20 protein-coding genes are annotated in these 15,346 nt (G+C 59.8%); 9 read left to right on the forward strand and 11 right to left on the reverse strand.

All coding sequences use genetic code 11. The features are described from left to right. Window positions 1–11 precede the first annotated feature (11 nt). Window positions 12–536, reverse strand: a complete 525-nt coding sequence (gene yjgA, locus GQX66_RS15670; RefSeq protein ID WP_007953598.1) for a ribosome biogenesis factor YjgA — start codon at window positions 534–536, stop codon at window positions 12–14. Between the two features lie 102 nt (window positions 537–638). Between yjgA and pmbA the strand changes: the two genes are divergently transcribed. From pmbA to GQX66_RS15700, 6 genes are all read left to right on the forward strand, one after another. Then, window positions 639–1,991, forward strand: a complete 1,353-nt coding sequence (pmbA, locus tag GQX66_RS15675) for a metalloprotease PmbA (RefSeq protein ID WP_170844891.1) — start codon at window positions 639–641, stop codon at window positions 1,989–1,991. A gap of 162 nt (window positions 1,992–2,153) precedes the next feature. After that, window positions 2,154–2,561 carry a FagA protein gene (locus GQX66_RS15680; RefSeq protein ID WP_085711791.1) on the forward strand — a complete coding sequence of 136 codons (408 nt, stop codon included), beginning with the start codon at window positions 2,154–2,156 and terminating at the stop codon, window positions 2,559–2,561. Continuing rightward, a complete protein-coding gene (locus GQX66_RS15685; RefSeq protein ID WP_085746924.1) occupies window positions 2,542–3,918 on the forward strand; it encodes a class II fumarate hydratase in 1,377 nt (458 codons plus the stop codon). Before GQX66_RS15680 ends, GQX66_RS15685 begins: the two co-directional genes overlap by 20 nt. Before the next feature lie 27 nt (window positions 3,919–3,945). Then, window positions 3,946–4,386, forward strand: coding sequence for a hypothetical protein (locus GQX66_RS15690; protein WP_085711789.1), 441 nt, complete (start codon window positions 3,946–3,948; stop codon window positions 4,384–4,386). Window position 4,387: 1 nt separating this feature from the next. Next, on the forward strand, window positions 4,388–4,999 hold the full coding sequence (locus GQX66_RS15695) for a superoxide dismutase (protein ID WP_236188213.1): 612 nt from the start codon (window positions 4,388–4,390) through the stop codon (window positions 4,997–4,999). Between the two features lie 30 nt (window positions 5,000–5,029). Further along, entirely contained in the window at window positions 5,030–5,923 is an 894-nt protein-coding gene (locus GQX66_RS15700; RefSeq protein WP_240869981.1) for a ZIP family metal transporter, read from the forward strand. Window positions 5,924–5,960: 37 nt separating this feature from the next. Here the strand turns inward: GQX66_RS15700 and GQX66_RS15705 are convergent, their stop codons facing one another. The 10 genes from GQX66_RS15705 to GQX66_RS15750 form a co-directional block, all read right to left on the reverse strand. After that, window positions 5,961–6,236, reverse strand: a complete 276-nt coding sequence (locus GQX66_RS15705; protein ID WP_085711786.1) for an HPr family phosphocarrier protein — start codon at window positions 6,234–6,236, stop codon at window positions 5,961–5,963. A gap of 15 nt (window positions 6,237–6,251) precedes the next feature. Then, complete coding sequence (gene rapZ, locus GQX66_RS15710; protein WP_085746928.1) at window positions 6,252–7,109, reverse strand: RNase adapter RapZ; 858 nt, start codon at window positions 7,107–7,109, stop codon at window positions 6,252–6,254. A 2-nt stretch (window positions 7,110–7,111) separates the two neighbouring features. Next, window positions 7,112–7,576, reverse strand: coding sequence for a PTS IIA-like nitrogen regulatory protein PtsN (gene ptsN / locus GQX66_RS15715; protein WP_007953580.1), 465 nt, complete (start codon window positions 7,574–7,576; stop codon window positions 7,112–7,114). Window positions 7,577–7,587: 11 nt separating this feature from the next. Further along, a complete protein-coding gene (raiA, locus tag GQX66_RS15720; RefSeq protein ID WP_011332471.1) occupies window positions 7,588–7,896 on the reverse strand; it encodes a ribosome-associated translation inhibitor RaiA in 309 nt (102 codons plus the stop codon). Between the two features lie 73 nt (window positions 7,897–7,969). After that, complete coding sequence (locus tag GQX66_RS15725) at window positions 7,970–9,463, reverse strand: RNA polymerase factor sigma-54 (protein WP_085746929.1); 1,494 nt, start codon at window positions 9,461–9,463, stop codon at window positions 7,970–7,972. Window positions 9,464–9,649: 186 nt separating this feature from the next. Then, entirely contained in the window at window positions 9,650–10,375 is a 726-nt protein-coding gene (lptB, locus tag GQX66_RS15730; protein ID WP_007953572.1) for an LPS export ABC transporter ATP-binding protein, read from the reverse strand. Next, window positions 10,375–10,920 (reverse strand): lipopolysaccharide transport periplasmic protein LptA, encoded by a 546-nt coding sequence (lptA, locus tag GQX66_RS15735; protein ID WP_074691817.1) that lies wholly within the window; start codon window positions 10,918–10,920, stop codon window positions 10,375–10,377. Before lptA ends, lptB begins: the two co-directional genes overlap by 1 nt. Next, entirely contained in the window at window positions 10,907–11,479 is a 573-nt protein-coding gene (gene lptC, locus GQX66_RS15740) for an LPS export ABC transporter periplasmic protein LptC (protein WP_007953568.1), read from the reverse strand. The genes lptA and lptC overlap by 14 nt, the downstream gene beginning before the upstream one ends. Window positions 11,480–11,487: 8 nt before the next feature. Next, a complete protein-coding gene (locus GQX66_RS15745; protein ID WP_039769294.1) occupies window positions 11,488–12,012 on the reverse strand; it encodes an HAD family hydrolase in 525 nt (174 codons plus the stop codon). Next, the gene (locus GQX66_RS15750; protein WP_064593399.1) at window positions 12,013–12,987 is read right to left on the reverse strand and encodes a KpsF/GutQ family sugar-phosphate isomerase; all 975 of its coding nucleotides are present in this window, start codon (window positions 12,985–12,987) and stop codon (window positions 12,013–12,015) included. Window positions 12,988–13,263: 276 nt separating this feature from the next. On the opposite strand from GQX66_RS15750, the gene GQX66_RS15755 reads away from it, so the two are divergent. Genes GQX66_RS15755 through mlaD form a run of 3 tightly spaced genes read left to right on the forward strand, consistent with a single transcriptional unit; the run spans window position 13,264 to window position 15,340 of the window. Beyond that, on the forward strand, window positions 13,264–14,076 hold the full coding sequence (locus tag GQX66_RS15755) for an ATP-binding cassette domain-containing protein (protein ID WP_085746930.1): 813 nt from the start codon (window positions 13,264–13,266) through the stop codon (window positions 14,074–14,076). Then, a complete protein-coding gene (mlaE, locus tag GQX66_RS15760; RefSeq protein WP_007953561.1) occupies window positions 14,076–14,873 on the forward strand; it encodes a lipid asymmetry maintenance ABC transporter permease subunit MlaE in 798 nt (265 codons plus the stop codon). Before GQX66_RS15755 ends, mlaE begins: the two co-directional genes overlap by 1 nt. Continuing rightward, complete coding sequence (mlaD, locus tag GQX66_RS15765) at window positions 14,873–15,340, forward strand: outer membrane lipid asymmetry maintenance protein MlaD (RefSeq protein WP_085746931.1); 468 nt, start codon at window positions 14,873–14,875, stop codon at window positions 15,338–15,340. Before mlaE ends, mlaD begins: the two co-directional genes overlap by 1 nt. Window positions 15,341–15,346 lie beyond the last annotated feature (6 nt).

Here is a 15,346-nt window from a genome sequence, read left to right on the forward strand (position 1 = left end):
GGTGGCGAATATCAACGCAGACCGCGTTGAGTCTCGTCCAGCTCACGGATGTACTTGAAGATCTTGCGGCTCGAGGCAGGAGGTTTGTTTTGCGCAACCTCGTGCTGGGCCTGACGGATCAGGGAACGCAGTTGCTGGCGATCGGCGTCCGGGTAATCGACGACGAATTTCTCCAGCACGGCATCGTCACCGGCGATCAGGCGGTCACGCCAGCGTTCGAGGTTGTGGAAGCGCTCGTTGTACTGACGGGTCGAGGCATCGAGTTGATCGAGCAGGGTGAGAATCGCGTCAGTGTCCTGATCGCGCATCAGTTTGCCGATGAACTGCAAGTGCCGTTTACGCGCGATGTTCGCGGTGTGCTTGGGCGCATCGGCCAGGGCCCGGCGCAAAGCGTCGGTCAATGGCAGTTTTGCCTGCAAGTCGGGCTTGAGCGTTGTAAGGCGCTCGCCAAGGTCAACCAGAGCATGCAGCTCGCGTTTGACCTGGGATTTGCTTTTTTCTCCCGTATCGAGGGAGTCGTCGTAAGAATCAACCATGGTGGCAGTCCGCAAAGAAACGCCGCCATGATAACCAGTCGGGGGCCGCTTGTCCGGCCCGGTCGCTCGAAGGCCCCAGCCGAAAGCAGAATTTGAGTGGAGATGAGCATGAGTGCAGTTGAAAGCGTCGGCCCACAGGCATTGCCGGCACTGCAGGAACAGGTCGAGCAGATCATCGCCGAAGCCAAGCGTCAGGGTGCCAGTGCCTGTGAAGTAGCGGTATCGCTGGAGCAGGGCCTGTCGACGTCGGTTCGTCAACGTGAAGTCGAAACGGTCGAGTTCAACCGCGATCAGGGTTTTGGCATCACGCTGTACGTCGGCCAGCGCAAGGGCTCGGCCAGTACATCCGCCACCGGGCCGGATGCGATTCGCGAAACCGTCGCTGCGGCGCTGGCGATTGCCAAGCACACTTCCGAAGACGAAGCCTCGGGGTTGGCCGATGCCGCGCTGATGGCCCGGGATATCCAGGATTTCGACCTGTTCCACCAATGGGACATCACCCCGGAGCAGGCCATCGAGAAGGCACTGCTCTGCGAAGCCGCCGCGTTCGACGCCGATGCACGCATCAAGAATGCCGATGGCACCACGTTGAGCACCCATCAGGGCTGCCGTGTGTACGGCAACAGCCACGGTTTCATCGGTGGTTACGCTTCGACCCGACACAGCCTGAGCTGCGTGATGATTGCCGAAGCCGATGGCCAGATGCAGCGCGATTACTGGTATGACGTGAACCGTCAGGGCAGCTTGCTGGCGGATCCGGTGAGCATTGGCCAGCGCGCGGCACAGCGCGCAGCGAGCCGTCTGGGTGCGCGTCCGGTGCCGACCTGCGAAGTGCCGGTTTTGTTTTCGGCGGAACTGGCGGGTGGGTTGTTCGGCAGCTTCCTGTCGGCGATTTCCGGCGGCAGTCTGTACCGCAAATCGTCTTTCCTCGAAGGCACCCTGGGGCAGAAGCTGTTCCCGGAATGGCTGACCATCGACGAGCGTCCGCACCTGATGCGTGCCATGGGCAGTGCTTCCTACGATGGTGACGGCCTGGCGACTTATGCTAAACCGTTCGTCGAGAAAGGCGAACTGGTCTCGTACATCCTTGGCACCTATTCCGGTCGCAAACTGGGCATGCCGAGCACCGCCAACGCGGGCGGCGTGCACAACCTGTTCGTCACCCATGGCGATGAAGACCAGGCTGCCTTGCTGCGGCGCATGGGGCGTGGACTGCTGGTCACCGAACTGATGGGCCATGGCCTGAACATGGTGACTGGTGATTACTCGCGCGGTGCGGCAGGTTTCTGGGTCGAGAACGGTGAAATCCAGTTCGCGGTGCAGGAAGTGACCATCGCCGGCAACATGCGTGACATGTTCAAGCAGATCGTCGCGGTGGGTAACGATCTGGAACTGCGCAGCAACATTCGCACTGGTTCGGTGTTGATCGAGAAGATGACTGTCGCGGGCAGCTAAGCCCCAGGCAGGTACAAAAAAAGGCGTGTCATCCGATTGGGTGGCGCGCCTTTTTTGTGTCCGCAAACTTTTCGGGTTGATCAGGGCAGCAAAAAAGCCACTCTTGTTTTGGTTCTCATTATCATCTAATAATAAATCTCATTATCGGATGAGCCCAGAATCATGAGTTCTGCCTTGCACGAGCAGCCGTACCTCGAAAGCTGGCGCTGGATGAGTCGCCAGATCCGTTGCGCGATGGATCCCGACGAACCGCGCCTGATCGAACACTACCTGGCCGAAGGCCGGTATCTGGCCTGCTGCACGGCGACCTCGCCCTGGACGGTCGCCGAAACCTCTTTTCGTCTGCTGCTCGACACGGCCACCGACATCGCGTTGCCGTGGCACTGGCGCAGCCTCTGCCTCGATCAAGCCTGGCGCCCGCTGCGTGAAATGGAGCGCCTGTCACTGTGCAAATGCCGGCTCAAACGCTGGCAAAGCTACACCTGGCAGCTCGCCACCTGCGAGTTGCAACCCTCGATTCCTCTTATTGAACTGGTGCAAGGATTTTCAGATGACCAAGACACGTATTGAGCGCGACAGCATGGGCGAACTGCAGGTGCCGGTGGACGCTCTCTACGGCGCGCAGACCCAGCGCGCAGTGGATAACTTCCCGATCAGCGGCAAGCCGATGCCGACCCAGTTCATCCGCGCCCTGATTCTGGCGAAAGCGGCTGCCGCACGCGCCAACGTCGAACTTAACCAGCTCAGCGCCGCGCAAGGCAAAGCCATCAGCGATGCCGCCCAAGGTCTGCTGGAAGGCGACTTCATGCAGCATTTCCCGGTGGATATCTTCCAGACCGGCTCCGGCACCAGTTCCAACATGAACGCCAACGAAGTGATCGCCACCCTGGCCAGCCGCCTGCTCGAAGAGCCGGTGAACGCCAACGACCACGTCAACTGCGGGCAGAGCAGCAACGACATCATTCCGACCACCATCCACGTCAGCGCGGCGTTGGCCCTGCACGAACAACTGTTGCCGGCGCTGTTGCATCTGGTGCAAGTGATCGAGCGCAAGGCCGAGCAGGTGCATCACCACGTCAAGACCGGCCGCACCCACTTGATGGACGCCATGCCGGTGCGCATGAGTCAGGTGCTCAACGGTTGGGCGCAGCAACTCAAGGCCAATATCGGTCACCTGCAGGATTTGCTGCCAAGCCTGCAATCCCTGGCCCAGGGCGGCACGGCGGTCGGTACCGGGATCAACGCGCATCCGGAATTTGCTGCGCGTTTCAGCCGCCAATTGAGCCAGTTGACCAACGTCCAGTTCACGCCGGGCAAGGATCTGTTCGCTCTGATCGGCTCGCAAGACACTGCCGTGGCCGTGTCGGGCCAGCTCAAGGCCACCGCCGTGTCGCTGATGAAAATCGCCAACGACCTGCGCTGGATGAACTCCGGCCCGCTCGCCGGTCTCGGTGAAATCGAACTGGAAGGGCTGCAGCCGGGTTCCTCGATCATGCCGGGCAAGGTCAATCCGGTGATTCCGGAAGCCACCGCCATGGTGGCCGCGCAAGTGATCGGCAACGATTCGGTGATCACCATCGCCGGTCAGTCGGGCAATTTCGAATTGAACGTGATGCTGCCGATCATCGCCCAGAACCTGCTGAGCAGCATCGAGTTGCTGGCCAACTCCAGCCGTCTGCTGGGTGACAAGGCGATTGCCAGCTTCAAGGTCAATGAGTCGCGCCTCAAGGAAGCGCTGTCGCGCAACCCGATTCTGGTGACCGCACTCAACCCGATCATCGGTTACCAGAAGGCTGCCGAGATCGCCAAGCAGGCCTACAAACAAGGTCGTCCGGTGATTGATGTCGCGCTGGAGCACACCGACCTGTCGCGCAGCCAGCTGGAAGAGTTGCTCAATCCCGAGAAACTCACCGCCGGCGGCGTGTAAGCACCGCAATCGCTTTGGAGGTTCACCATGGAGCACTGGAAACGCACGATCGAACGGGCCAATCGCTGCTTCATGCTGGGCGAGTTGATCGATGCCCGCGAGGCTTACCTGCAAGCCCTGGCTTTGGCACAGGTGTTGTTCGAGCGCTGGGCCGATGCCGACGAAGCGGTGGCGGCCTGCGTCATTTCTCATCACAACCTGGCCGACCTGCATCTGCGCCTGAACCAGCCGGAGGAGAGCGCCGAGTACCTGTGCGCGATCCATCAACGACTGTTGCAGACCATGCAGGACGAGCGTCTGCGCCCGGCGCTGCGTGAAGCGGCCCTTCGCCAGAGCAGCAAGACCTACGTCGAGCTGCTCAATTTCATCAGCGAACACGGCGAATACCCGCGCACCCAACGCTTGCTGCACCCGGATACCGGCAATGCGCGCCGCGTGCCTGCCCAACATCACCATGGAGTCCACTGAAATGGCTTTTACCCTGCCAGCCTTGCCTTACGCCTACGACGCACTGGAGCCGCACATCGATGCGCAAACCATGGAGATCCACTACACCAAGCATCATCAGACTTATATCAACAATCTGAACGCTGCGGTCGAGGGCACCGAATTCGCGGACTGGCCGGTGGAGAAGCTGGTCGCCAGCGTCCAGCAACTGCCGGAAAAGCTTCGTGCGGCGGTGATCAACCAGGGCGGCGGTCATGCCAACCATTCGCTGTTCTGGGAAGTGATGGTGCCCAACGGCGGTGGCAAACCTGACGGTGCGCTGGCCAAGGCGATCGATGAGCAACTGGGCGGCCTCGACAGCTTCAAGGAAGCCTTCACCAAAGCCGCGCTGACCCGCTTCGGCAGTGGCTGGGCGTGGCTCAGCGTCAACCCGGAAAAGAAACTGGTGGTGGAAAGCAGCGGTAACCAGGACAGCCCGCTGATGAACGGCAACACGCCGATACTCGGCCTCGACGTGTGGGAGCACGCCTACTATCTGCGTTATCAGAACCGTCGGCCGGAATACATCAGCGCTTTCTACAACGTGATCAACTGGCCAGAAGTCGCTGCGCGCTATCAGGCCGCGCTGGTTTAAGTCTCCTATAAAAACAATCCAAGGCTGACTATGGGCACTGAAACACTGGCGATCGGAAGTGGGCGTATGTTTCGTTACGCAATCGGTTCGCTGTTGCTGTTGGCGGGCATGACCTTGCTGGTCGCCCACGGACTGGAGTGGCTGAATCTGGAACCGAAGTTGTCGCGGGCATTGCAGGGCGGCGCGATCTGCGCTCTCGGCACTGCACTCGGCGCGGTTCCGGTGCTGGTGATCCGCAACATGCCCCAGGCCCTGGGCGATACGCTGCTGGGTTTTGGCGCCGGCGTGATGCTGGCAGCGACCGCGTTTTCGTTGATCGTCCCGGGAATCGCTGCCGCCGAAAGTCTGGGTCTGAGCCCGTGGGGTGCCAGCGGTCTGATCTGCTTCGGCATCATGCTCGGAGCATTCGGCCTGTATCTGGTTGATCGCAAGGTGTCCGGCGCTTCGCCGGAAATGCTCATCGGCACTGTCGAGCATCCGGTGATTCCGCCACGTATCTGGTTGTTCGTGTTTGCCATCATTGCCCATAACATCCCGGAAGGCATGGCCGTCGGTGTTTCCGCTGGCGGTGGCATGCAGGATGCTGACAGCCTGGCGATGGGCATCGCCTTGCAGGATGTGCCGGAAGGACTGGTCATTGCGCTGGTGTTGGCCGGAGCCGGGATGTCGCGGGTCAAGGCGTTTCTGATCGGGGCGGCATCGGGCTTGGTCGAGCCGGTGTTTGCACTGCTGTGTGCGTGGCTGGTCAGCCTGGCGGAACTGTTATTACCCCTGGGACTGGCGCTGGCGGCCGGGGCAATGCTGTTGGTGGTGACTCACGAAGTGATCCCGGAGTCGCGGCGCAATGGTCACGACAAGCTGGCGAGCCTGGGATTGTTGATCGGGTTCTGCCTGATGATGGTGATGGATACGGCGTTGGGATGAGAGGGAGGCTTGCTCCCTCCCTCGACACTAAAGGCTTTCAACCGCCTTCGTCGAAGTAGTTGTTGATCAGCGCGACCAGCGCATCCATGGCTTCCTGTTCTTGATGACCCTCAGTACTCAGGTGGATTTTGGTGCCCTTGCCGGCGGCGAGCATCATCATCGCCATGATGCTTTTGCCATCAACCGTGGTTTCCGGGGTGCGGCCCACTCTGATCGTGCAGTCGGGATATTGACCCGCCACGCCAACGAACTTTGCCGACGCCCGGGCATGCAGGCCCAGCTTGTTGATGATTTCGATTTCCAGAGCAGGCATCGCGGTGTGAATCCTTTAGCTGAGGTCGCGGTGGCGAACCTGGACGTTCTTCAGGGTTTTCTGCAGGGCCTGACCCAGGCGTTCGGTCAGGTAAACGGAACGGTGGTGTCCGCCGGTGCAGCCAATGGCAATGGTCACATAAGCGCGATTGCTCGCAGCGAAGCGCGGCAGCCATTTGAACAGGTACGCATAGATGTCCTGGAACATCTCTTCGACTTCCGGCTGCGCCGCCAGGTATTCCGCCACAGGCTCATCGAGCCCGGATTGTGCGCGTAATTCCGGTTTCCAGTACGGATTGGGCAGGCAGCGTACATCGAACACCAGATCCGCATCCACCGGCATGCCGCGTTTGAAACCGAACGACTCCACCAGAAATGCAGTCCCCGGCTCCGGTTGGTTCAACAGTCGCAGCTTGATGGTATCGCGCAGCTGGTAGAGGTTCAGATTGGTGGTATTGACCTTCAGGTCGGCCAGATCGGCGATCGGGCCCAGTAGCGCGGTTTCGTCGTTGATGGCTTCGGCCAGCGAGCGATTGGCATTGCTGAGCGGGTGGCGACGACGGGTTTCCGAAAAACGTTTGAGCAACGTTTCGTCATCGGCGTCCAGGTACAGGACATCACACTGGATGTGCCGGCTGCGCACTTCCTCTAGCAACTCTGGAAAGCGTGACAGATGGCTCGGCAGGTTGCGGGCGTCGATCGAGACCGCCACCTGTGGCTGGAGCATTTCGGTATGAACCAGCGCGCGCTCGGCGAGGTCTGGCAACAAGCCGGCTGGCAGGTTGTCAATGCAGTAGTAGCCGTTGTCCTCAAGGACATCCAGGGCGGTACTTTTACCCGAGCCGGAACGGCCACTGACAATGATCAAGCGCATGGTTACGGCCTGTTCTGTTCTTCCAGTACAACCTGGTACAAGGCTTCGTTGCTTGGCGCGCTGCGCAGTCTGTCGCGCACGTCCTTGCGGTCGAGCATGCTGGCGATCTGGCGTAACAGCTCCAGGTGCGCATCGGTGGCGGCTTCCGGCACCAGCAGGACGAACAGCAGGTCCACAGGCGCGCCGTCGATAGCGTCGAAATCGATAGGGGCATCAAGGTGCATCAGCGCACTGATCGGCGCTTCGCAGCCCTTGAGGCGGCAGTGAGGAATGGCGATGCCGTTGCCAAAACCGGTGGAACCCAGTTTTTCACGGGCAATCAATGCCTCGAAGACATCTTGCATCTCCAGATCCGGGACTTCCCGGGCGATCAGGTTGGCAATTTGTTCGAGGGCTTTCTTTTTACTGCCGCCCGGCACGTTCACCAGGGAACGGCCGGGGGTCAGGATACTTTCAAGTCGGATCATGGGGGTGGGGGTTATCGACCGGTAGCGCCCTGAAGCAGGCTCTGGGTCTTTTCCTTATGCTTTTTGAGTTGTTTATCAAGCTTGTCGGTCAACGCGTCGATCGCAGCGTACATATCGGTATGTTCCGCGTTTGCGACGACCTCGTTGCCGGGAATATGCAGCGTGGCTTCGATTTTCTGCTTCAGCTTTTCGACGCACATCGTGACCTGTACGTTGGTGATCTTGTCGAAATGCCCTTCGAGCTTCTTGAGCTTGAGCTCGATGTACTCGCGCAGAGGCTGGGTAACTTCCAGTTGGTGTCCACTGATGTTGACTTGCATACAGCTTCTCCTTCGTTGCCAGTGCATAAAGCGGCAGGCCGAAAAGCCTGCCACTGGAACGCTGTAACGTGGCTTACATCAACCGCTTGCGTTCGCTCGAAGGCGCGATCCCGAGGGATTCGCGGTACTTGGCGACGGTGCGGCGAGCCACCTGAATGCCTTGTGCCTCCAGTAAACCAGCGATCTTGCTGTCACTCAACGGCTTTTTCTGATTTTCCGCGGCAACCAGTTTCTTGATGATCGCGCGGATCGCCGTGGACGAGCATTCACCGCCTTCTGAGGTGCTCACATGGCTGGAGAAAAAGTATTTCAGTTCATATATGCCCCGTGGGGTATGCATGAATTTCTGCGTGGTCACCCGCGAAATCGTCGACTCGTGCATGCCAACCGCCTCTGCAATGTCGTGCAGGACCAGCGGCTTCATGGCTTCGTCGCCGTACTCCAGAAAGCCGCGCTGATGCTCGACGATCTGGGTGGCTACTTTCATCAGGGTTTCGTTGCGGCTCTGCAGGCTCTTGATGAACCAGCGAGCTTCCTGCAACTGATTGCGCATGAAGGTATTGTCGGCGCTGGTGTCGGCACGGCGCACGAAACCGGCGTATTGGGCGTTGACCCGCAGGCGCGGTACCGATTCCTGGTTCAGCTCGACCAGCCAGCGCTCGTTGTCCTTGCGCACGATGACGTCAGGCACCACGTACTCGGCTTCGGTGGATTCGATCTGCGAGCCTGGGCGCGGATTGAGGCTCTGCACCAGTTCGATGACCTGGCGCAGTTCATCTTCCTTGAGCTTCATGCGCCGCATCAGCTGGCTGTAGTCGCGGCTGCCGAGCAGGTCAATGTAATCGGTGACCAGACGTTTGGCCTCGGCCAGCCAAGGGGTCTTGGCCGACAGCTGGCGCAATTGCAGCAGCAGGCATTCGCCCAGGTTGCGTGCGCCGATGCCTGCCGGCTCGAATTGCTGGATGCGGTGCAGGACGGCTTCGATCTCGTCCAGCTCGATGTCGAGCTCGGGATCGAAGGCTTCGAGAATTTCTTCGAGGGTTTCGTCCAGGTAGCCCTGATTGTTGATGCAATCGATCAGGGTGACGGCGATCAGGCGATCGGTGTCGGACATCGGTGCGAGGTTCAACTGCCACAGCAGGTGGCTTTGCAGGCTCTCGCCGGCGGAGGTGCGGGTGGTGAAGTCCCACTCGTCATCGTCGCTGCTCGGCAGGCTGCTGGCGCTGGTCTGGTAGACGTCTTCCCAGGCGGTGTCAACGGGCAGTTCGTTGGGGATTCGCTCGTTCCATTCGCCGTCTTCGAGGTTGTCGACTGTCGGCGCGGTCTCCTGATAAGAAGGTTCCTGGATCTCGGTGTTGGGCTTCTGTTCGGCGTTGTCGGCCATGGGATCGGAGTTGTCGAAGTCGTCGCCGTCTTCCTGGCGTTCGAGCATCGGATTGGATTCCAGAGCCTCCTGGATTTCCTGTTGCAGATCCAGGGTAGACAATTGGAGCAGGCGGATGGCCTGTTGCAGCTGCGGTGTCATCGTCAGCTGCTGGCCCATTCTCAAGACTAGCGATGGTTTCATGGCAGGGGCTTAACACCTTATTCGCCGGCGCTATGCGCCATCCACTACAGGGCGCCGGAGCGCCAAACTTAAGCAAATTATATGCCTGAAACTGTCGTGTTTGCCTAGAGCGCTGTAACAATAAAAGCGTATAAAAAAGCGCTTCAACGTTACAGCACCCGGACGGCTGGTCGAATACCGTCGAGCTTACAGGCGGAACTCGTGGCCCAGGTAGACTTCCTTCACCAGATCGTTGGCGAGGATGGTCGCGGAGTCGCCTTCGGCGATCAACTGGCCATCGTTGACGATGTAGGCGGTTTCGCAGATATCCAGCGTCTCACGGACGTTGTGGTCGGTGATCAGTACACCGATGCCCTTGGCCTTGAGGTGGTGGATGATCTGCTTGATGTCGCCGACAGAGATCGGGTCGACACCGGCGAACGGTTCGTCGAGCAGGATGAATTTCGGTGCCGTGGCCAGTGCACGGGCGATTTCCACCCGGCGGCGCTCACCACCGGACAGGCTCATGCCGAGGTTGTCGCGGATGTGGCTGATGTGGAATTCCTGCAGCAGGCTTTCCAACTCCTTGCGACGACCGGCCTTGTCGAGCTCCTGACGGGTCTCAAGGATGGCCATGATGTTGTCGGCTACCGACAGTTTGCGGAAGATCGACGCTTCTTGCGGCAGATAGCCGATACCGGCCTTGGCGCGACCGTGCATCGGCTGGTGGCTGACGTCCAGATCGTCGATCAGTACGCGACCCTGATCGGCCTGGACCAGACCGACGATCATGTAGAAGCAGGTGGTCTTGCCGGCGCCATTCGGGCCGAGCAGGCCGACGATCTGACCGCTGTCGATCGACAGGCTGACGTCGCGCACGACCTGGCGGCTTTTATAGGCCTTGGCCAGGTGCTGAGCTTTCAGAGTTGCCATTACTGGGTTTTCTCGTCGGTTTTCTTCTTCGGCTGGATCACCATGTCAATGCGCGGACGCGCTTCGGTGACCTTGTTGCCGGTGGCACGACCAGCGCTGGCCAGCTTTTTCACCGTGTCATAGACGATTTTCTCGCCCTGAGTGGTGTTGTTGTCCTTGTCGACGACTTTCGCCTTGTCGATCAGCACAACGCGGTTTTGCGCGGCGTGGTACTGAATGGTCACGCCCCAGCCCTGTACAGGCTTGGTGTCGCCCGCCGTCTGCAACTGCTCGAAGTAGGCAAGGTTGCCCACCGAGGTCACGACGTCGATATCGCCGGTCTGGGTGCGGGTGATGGTCACGGTATTGCCTTTGACGATCATCGAACCCTGAGTGATGATCACGTCACCTTTATAGGTAGCAACGCCGTTCTTGTCGTCCAGCTGGGCATCGTCGGCCTGAATACGGATTGGCTGCTCTTGATCGTTCGGCAGAGCCCAGGCGCTCACGCTTCCCAGTGCTGCGCCCAGACTGAGCAAAATAGGGAGGGTTTTAACGAGCCTCATACTGTCCTCTTACGTTCGATAGCAGGTGTATCCTGCTTTCCTTCAAATACGCTTTCATTCCTACGCCAGTCGATACACCGCCAGCGCCGTCGATTCTAACGGGTTGCTGGGTCTGCGCATATTGCTGCTGCGGGAACACCGTCATGCGAGTGGAGGTGATCAGGGTGTCGCGGTTCTTTTCGTCGGTGCGCTTGACGCGTACCGAGTCGATCAGCTCGACCTCGGTGCCACCGGAGTTCACTTCACCGCGTTCACTGGTCACGTGCCATGGGAAATCGGTGCCACGGAACATGTTCAGATCAGGCTTGGTGACCAGTGTAATGTCGGTCGCCTTGACGTGCTCAGCCTTGTCGGACGTCATTTCGTACTGCACTTTGCCGTCTTCGAGGTACTGGATCGTGTGGGTATTGGTCGCATACCAGTCGATCGGGCTTTCCTCTGCCGAAACCGGCGGTTTGTCGAGGAAGCGTTCCGGGCTGATGTTCCAGTAGCCGACCGCACCGAATATCGCTGCGATGCAACCGAACAGCAGGATGTTGCGAAACTTTTTGCTAAACATGGTTGGACTCACAGGTACGCGTTGTTGGCGGCGTCGAGGCTGCCTTGTGCGCGCAGGATCAGTTCGCAGAATTCGCGGGCGGCACCTTCGCCGCCACGGGCCTGGGTGACGCCATGGGCGTGCTCGCGCACAAAGGGGGCGGCGTTGGCCACGGCCATGCCCAGCCCTACACGGCGGATCACCGGCAGGTCCGGCAGGTCGTCACCGAGGTAAGCCACTTGCTCATAGCTTAGGCCCAGTTGCTCAAGAAGACCGTCGAGCACGACCAGTTTGTCTTCGCGGCCCTGAAACAGGTGCGGGATCCCCAGGTTTTTTGCCCGGCGTTCGACCACCGGGGTCTTGCGACCACTGATGATGGCGGTCTGTACACCAGCATTCATCAGCATCTTGATGCCCTGGCCATCGAGTGTATTGAAAGTCTTGAACTCGCTGCCGTCTTCAAGGAAGTACAGGCGACCGTCGGTGAGGACACCGTCGACGTCGAAAACCGCCAGTTTGATGGCTTTGCCGCGTTGCAGCAGATCGGTGCTCATTTACATCACTCCTGCGCGCAGCAGATCGGAGAGGTTGAAGGCGCCGATCGGGCGATCCTCTTCATCTACGACAACCAGCGCGTTGATTCGGTGGTCTTCCATGATTTTCAGGGCTTCGGCCGCGAGCATCTCGGCGCGGGCGGTCTTGCCGTGCACGGTCATTACCTGGTCGATGGTGGCGCTATGGATATCAATGCTGCGATCCAGGGTGCGGCGCAGGTCGCCGTCAGTGAAGATCCCGGCCAGTTTGCCGTCCGTTTCAAGAATGACGGTCATGCCCAGACCCTTGCGGGTCATTTCCATCAGCGCGTCCTTGAGCAGGGTGCCGCGCTGTACCTGCGGCAGTTCCTGACCGGCGTGCATGACATTTTCCACTTTCAGCAGCAGGCGTCGGCCCAGTGCGCCGCCCGGGTGGGAAAAGGCGAAATCTTCGGCAGTGAAGCCGCGCGCTTCCAGCAGCGCCACGGCCAGGGCGTCGCCCATGACCAGCGCAGCGGTGGTCGAGGAGGTCGGTGCGAGGTTCAGCGGGCAGGCTTCGTGTTCGACGTGAACGTTGAGATTGACCTCGGCAGCCTTGGCAAGCGGCGATTGCGGGTTGCCGGTGACGCTGATCAGCTGGATGCCCAGGCGCTTGATCAGTGGCAGCAGGGTGACGATTTCGTTAGTGGAGCCGGAGTTCGACAGGGCCAGAATCACGTCATCGCGAGTGATCATGCCCATGTCGCCGTGGCTGGCCTCGGCCGGGTGCACGAAAAACGCCGGGGTGCCGGTGCTGGCCAGGGTCGCGGCAATCTTGTTGCCGATGTGCCCGGACTTGCCCATACCGACCACGACAACACGGCCCTTGCTGGCCAGAATCATCTCGCAAGCGCGTACGAAATCGGCGTCGATATGGGGCAACAAGCCTTGTACGGCTTCCACTTCGAGGCGGATGGTGCGTTGTGCCGATTGAATCAGGTCGCTGGTTTGGCTCATGTCAGAAATCGTATAGCCCGATGAAAAGGCGGCGATTATAGCGGTTATGTTGAAAAGCCTCACGCAAGTTCGTCGTGCTTTGTCATTCCTCGTTACCAAAACTCTGTAAATAAGGCCTGAAGCCCTTCAACTCGCCGAATGCGGGCCGGTGCAGGCCTTGGGCGCTTGCCCTTTGCAGTGATATAGTTCGCCGCCAGTTCGGCCTGCCCGGGATGTAGGGGCTTTCTTCCAGGAAGCCAGGCGTCCGAGTGAGAGGCTGCATCGCAAGGAGTTTAGATGAGTGCCGATAACGCCTACGCGGTCGAGCTGAAGGGAGTCTCCTTCAAGCGCGGTGCGCGGAGCATTTTCAATAACGTCGATATCCGCATCCCGCGCGGCAAGGTCACCGGCATCATGGGGCCTTCCGGGTGTGGCAAGACCACGCTGCTGCGCCTGATGGGCGCGCAGTTGCGGCCATCCAAAGGCGAGGTCTGGGTCAACGGCCAGAACCTGCCGAAGCTGTCGCGCAGCGATCTGTTCGATGCGCGCAAGCACATGGGTGTGCTGTTTCAGAGCGGTGCGCTGTTCACCGATCTCGATGTGTTCGAGAACGTCGCCTTCCCGCTTCGTGTTCATACCGACCTGCCGGACGAGATGATCCGCGACATCGTGCTGCTCAAATTGCAGGCGGTGGGACTGCGCGGGGCGATCGAACTGATGCCCGACGAGCTGTCCGGCGGCATGAAGCGCCGTGTCGCACTGGCCCGTGCCATTGCCCTCGATCCGCAGATTCTCATGTACGACGAACCGTTCGTCGGCCAGGATCCGATCGCCATGGGCGTTCTGGTTCGCCTGATCCGTCTGCTCAACGATGCCCTGGGGATCACCAGCATCGTGGTGTCCCACGATCTCGCCGAAACCGCGAGCATCGCCGACTACATCTATGTGGTCGGTGATGGGCAGGTATTGGGGCAGGGCACGCCGGACGAACTGATGAACTCGGACGATCCGCGTATCCGCCAGTTCATGACCGGTGAACCCGACGGCCCGGTGCCGTATCACTTTCCAGCGCCGGATTACCGCGCAGATCTTCTGGGGAAGCGCCGCTGATGCGCAGAATTACATTAATGGAGCGTGTACGTCGCTTCGGCCTCGCCGGAATCGACAGCGTCGCAGTGTTCGGGCGTTCGACCCTGTTCCTGTTTCATGCCTTGCTGGGTCGTGGTGGCATCGGTGGCGGTTTTGGCCTGCTGGTCAAGCAGCTGCACTCCGTCGGTGTGATGTCGCTGGTGATCATCGTGGTGTCCGGGATTTTCATCGGCATGGTGCTGGCGCTGCAGGGCTTCAACATCCTGTCGAGCTACGGCTCGGAGCAGGCTGTCGGGCAGATGGTGGCGCTGACCCTGCTGCGTGAACTGGGGCCGGTGGTGACCGCGCTGTTGTTCGCCGGTCGTGCCGGTTCGGCGCTGACGGCGGAAATCGGCAACATGAAATCCACCGAGCAGTTGTCCAGCCTGGAAATGATCGGGGTCGACCCGCTCAAGTACATCATCGCTCCGCGTCTGTGGGCCGGCTTCATTTCCCTGCCGGTGCTGGCGATGATCTTCAGCGTGGTCGGCATCTGGGGCGGTTCGTGGGTCGCCGTCGACTGGCTGGGCGTCTACGAAGGTTCCTACTGGTCGAACATGCAGAACAGCGTGAGCTTCGGTGACGATGTGCTCAACGGCATCATCAAAAGTGCAGTATTCGCTTTTGTCGTCACCTGGATCGCCGTATTTCAAGGCTATGACTGCGAACCCACTTCCGAGGGGATCAGTCGTGCCACCACCAAGACCGTGGTTTACGCCTCGCTGGCAGTACTCGGCCTGGACTTTATTCTGACCGCTTTGATGTTTGGAGATTTCTGATGCAAAACCGCACCCTGGAAATCGGTGTCGGCCTGTTCCTGCTGGCAGGGATCCTGGCCTTGTTGCTGCTGGCCCTGCGGGTCAGTGGCCTGTCTCCGACTTCGACCACCGATACCTACAAGCTTTACGCGTATTTCGACAATATCGCCGGTCTGACGGTCAGAGCCAAAGTGACCATGGCGGGTGTGACCATCGGCAAGGTCACCGCGATCGATCTGGACCGCGACAGCTTCACCGGTCGGGTGACCCTGCAAGTGGATAAAAGCGTCGACAATCTGCCGACCGACTCCACAGCATCTATCCTGACTGCGGGTCTGCTGGGCGAGAAGTACATCGGTATCAGCGTGGGCGGGGAAGACACTCCGCTCAAGGATGGTGGAACCATCCACGACACACAGTCGTCTCTGGTACTGGAAGACCTGATCGGTAAATTCCTGCTCAATACCGTTAGCAAAGACGCCAAATGAGGAGCT

The organism is Pseudomonas sp. B707, from assembly GCF_022496685.1.
Lineage (GTDB): Bacteria > Pseudomonadota > Gammaproteobacteria > Pseudomonadales > Pseudomonadaceae > Aquipseudomonas > Aquipseudomonas paraglycinae.

Coding starts and splice junctions, on each gene's coding strand:
- GQX66_RS15700 (WP_240869981.1), top strand. CDS start 5,030: ATGGGCACTGAAACACTGGCGATCGGAAGTGGGCGTATGTTTCGTTAC.
- GQX66_RS15745 (WP_039769294.1), bottom strand. CDS start 12,012: ATGAGCACCGATCTGCTGCAACGCGGCAAAGCCATCAAACTGGCGGTT.
- GQX66_RS15725 (WP_085746929.1), bottom strand. CDS start 9,463: ATGAAACCATCGCTAGTCTTGAGAATGGGCCAGCAGCTGACGATGACA.
- mlaE (WP_007953561.1), top strand. CDS start 14,076: ATGCGCAGAATTACATTAATGGAGCGTGTACGTCGCTTCGGCCTCGCC.
- lptB (WP_007953572.1), bottom strand. CDS start 10,375: ATGGCAACTCTGAAAGCTCAGCACCTGGCCAAGGCCTATAAAAGCCGC.
- yjgA (WP_007953598.1), bottom strand. CDS start 536: ATGGTTGATTCTTACGACGACTCCCTCGATACGGGAGAAAAAAGCAAA.
- lptA (WP_074691817.1), bottom strand. CDS start 10,920: ATGAGGCTCGTTAAAACCCTCCCTATTTTGCTCAGTCTGGGCGCAGCA.
- ptsN (WP_007953580.1), bottom strand. CDS start 7,576: ATGATCCGACTTGAAAGTATCCTGACCCCCGGCCGTTCCCTGGTGAAC.
- GQX66_RS15755 (WP_085746930.1), top strand. CDS start 13,264: ATGAGTGCCGATAACGCCTACGCGGTCGAGCTGAAGGGAGTCTCCTTC.
- pmbA (WP_170844891.1), top strand. CDS start 639: ATGAGCATGAGTGCAGTTGAAAGCGTCGGCCCACAGGCATTGCCGGCA.
- GQX66_RS15690 (WP_085711789.1), top strand. CDS start 3,946: ATGGAGCACTGGAAACGCACGATCGAACGGGCCAATCGCTGCTTCATG.
- GQX66_RS15680 (WP_085711791.1), top strand. CDS start 2,154: ATGAGTTCTGCCTTGCACGAGCAGCCGTACCTCGAAAGCTGGCGCTGG.
- rapZ (WP_085746928.1), bottom strand. CDS start 7,109: ATGCGCTTGATCATTGTCAGTGGCCGTTCCGGCTCGGGTAAAAGTACC.
- GQX66_RS15695 (WP_236188213.1), top strand. CDS start 4,388: ATGGCTTTTACCCTGCCAGCCTTGCCTTACGCCTACGACGCACTGGAG.
- raiA (WP_011332471.1), bottom strand. CDS start 7,896: ATGCAAGTCAACATCAGTGGACACCAACTGGAAGTTACCCAGCCTCTG.
- lptC (WP_007953568.1), bottom strand. CDS start 11,479: ATGTTTAGCAAAAAGTTTCGCAACATCCTGCTGTTCGGTTGCATCGCA.
- GQX66_RS15685 (WP_085746924.1), top strand. CDS start 2,542: ATGACCAAGACACGTATTGAGCGCGACAGCATGGGCGAACTGCAGGTG.
- GQX66_RS15750 (WP_064593399.1), bottom strand. CDS start 12,987: ATGAGCCAAACCAGCGACCTGATTCAATCGGCACAACGCACCATCCGC.
- GQX66_RS15705 (WP_085711786.1), bottom strand. CDS start 6,236: ATGCCTGCTCTGGAAATCGAAATCATCAACAAGCTGGGCCTGCATGCC.
- mlaD (WP_085746931.1), top strand. CDS start 14,873: ATGCAAAACCGCACCCTGGAAATCGGTGTCGGCCTGTTCCTGCTGGCA.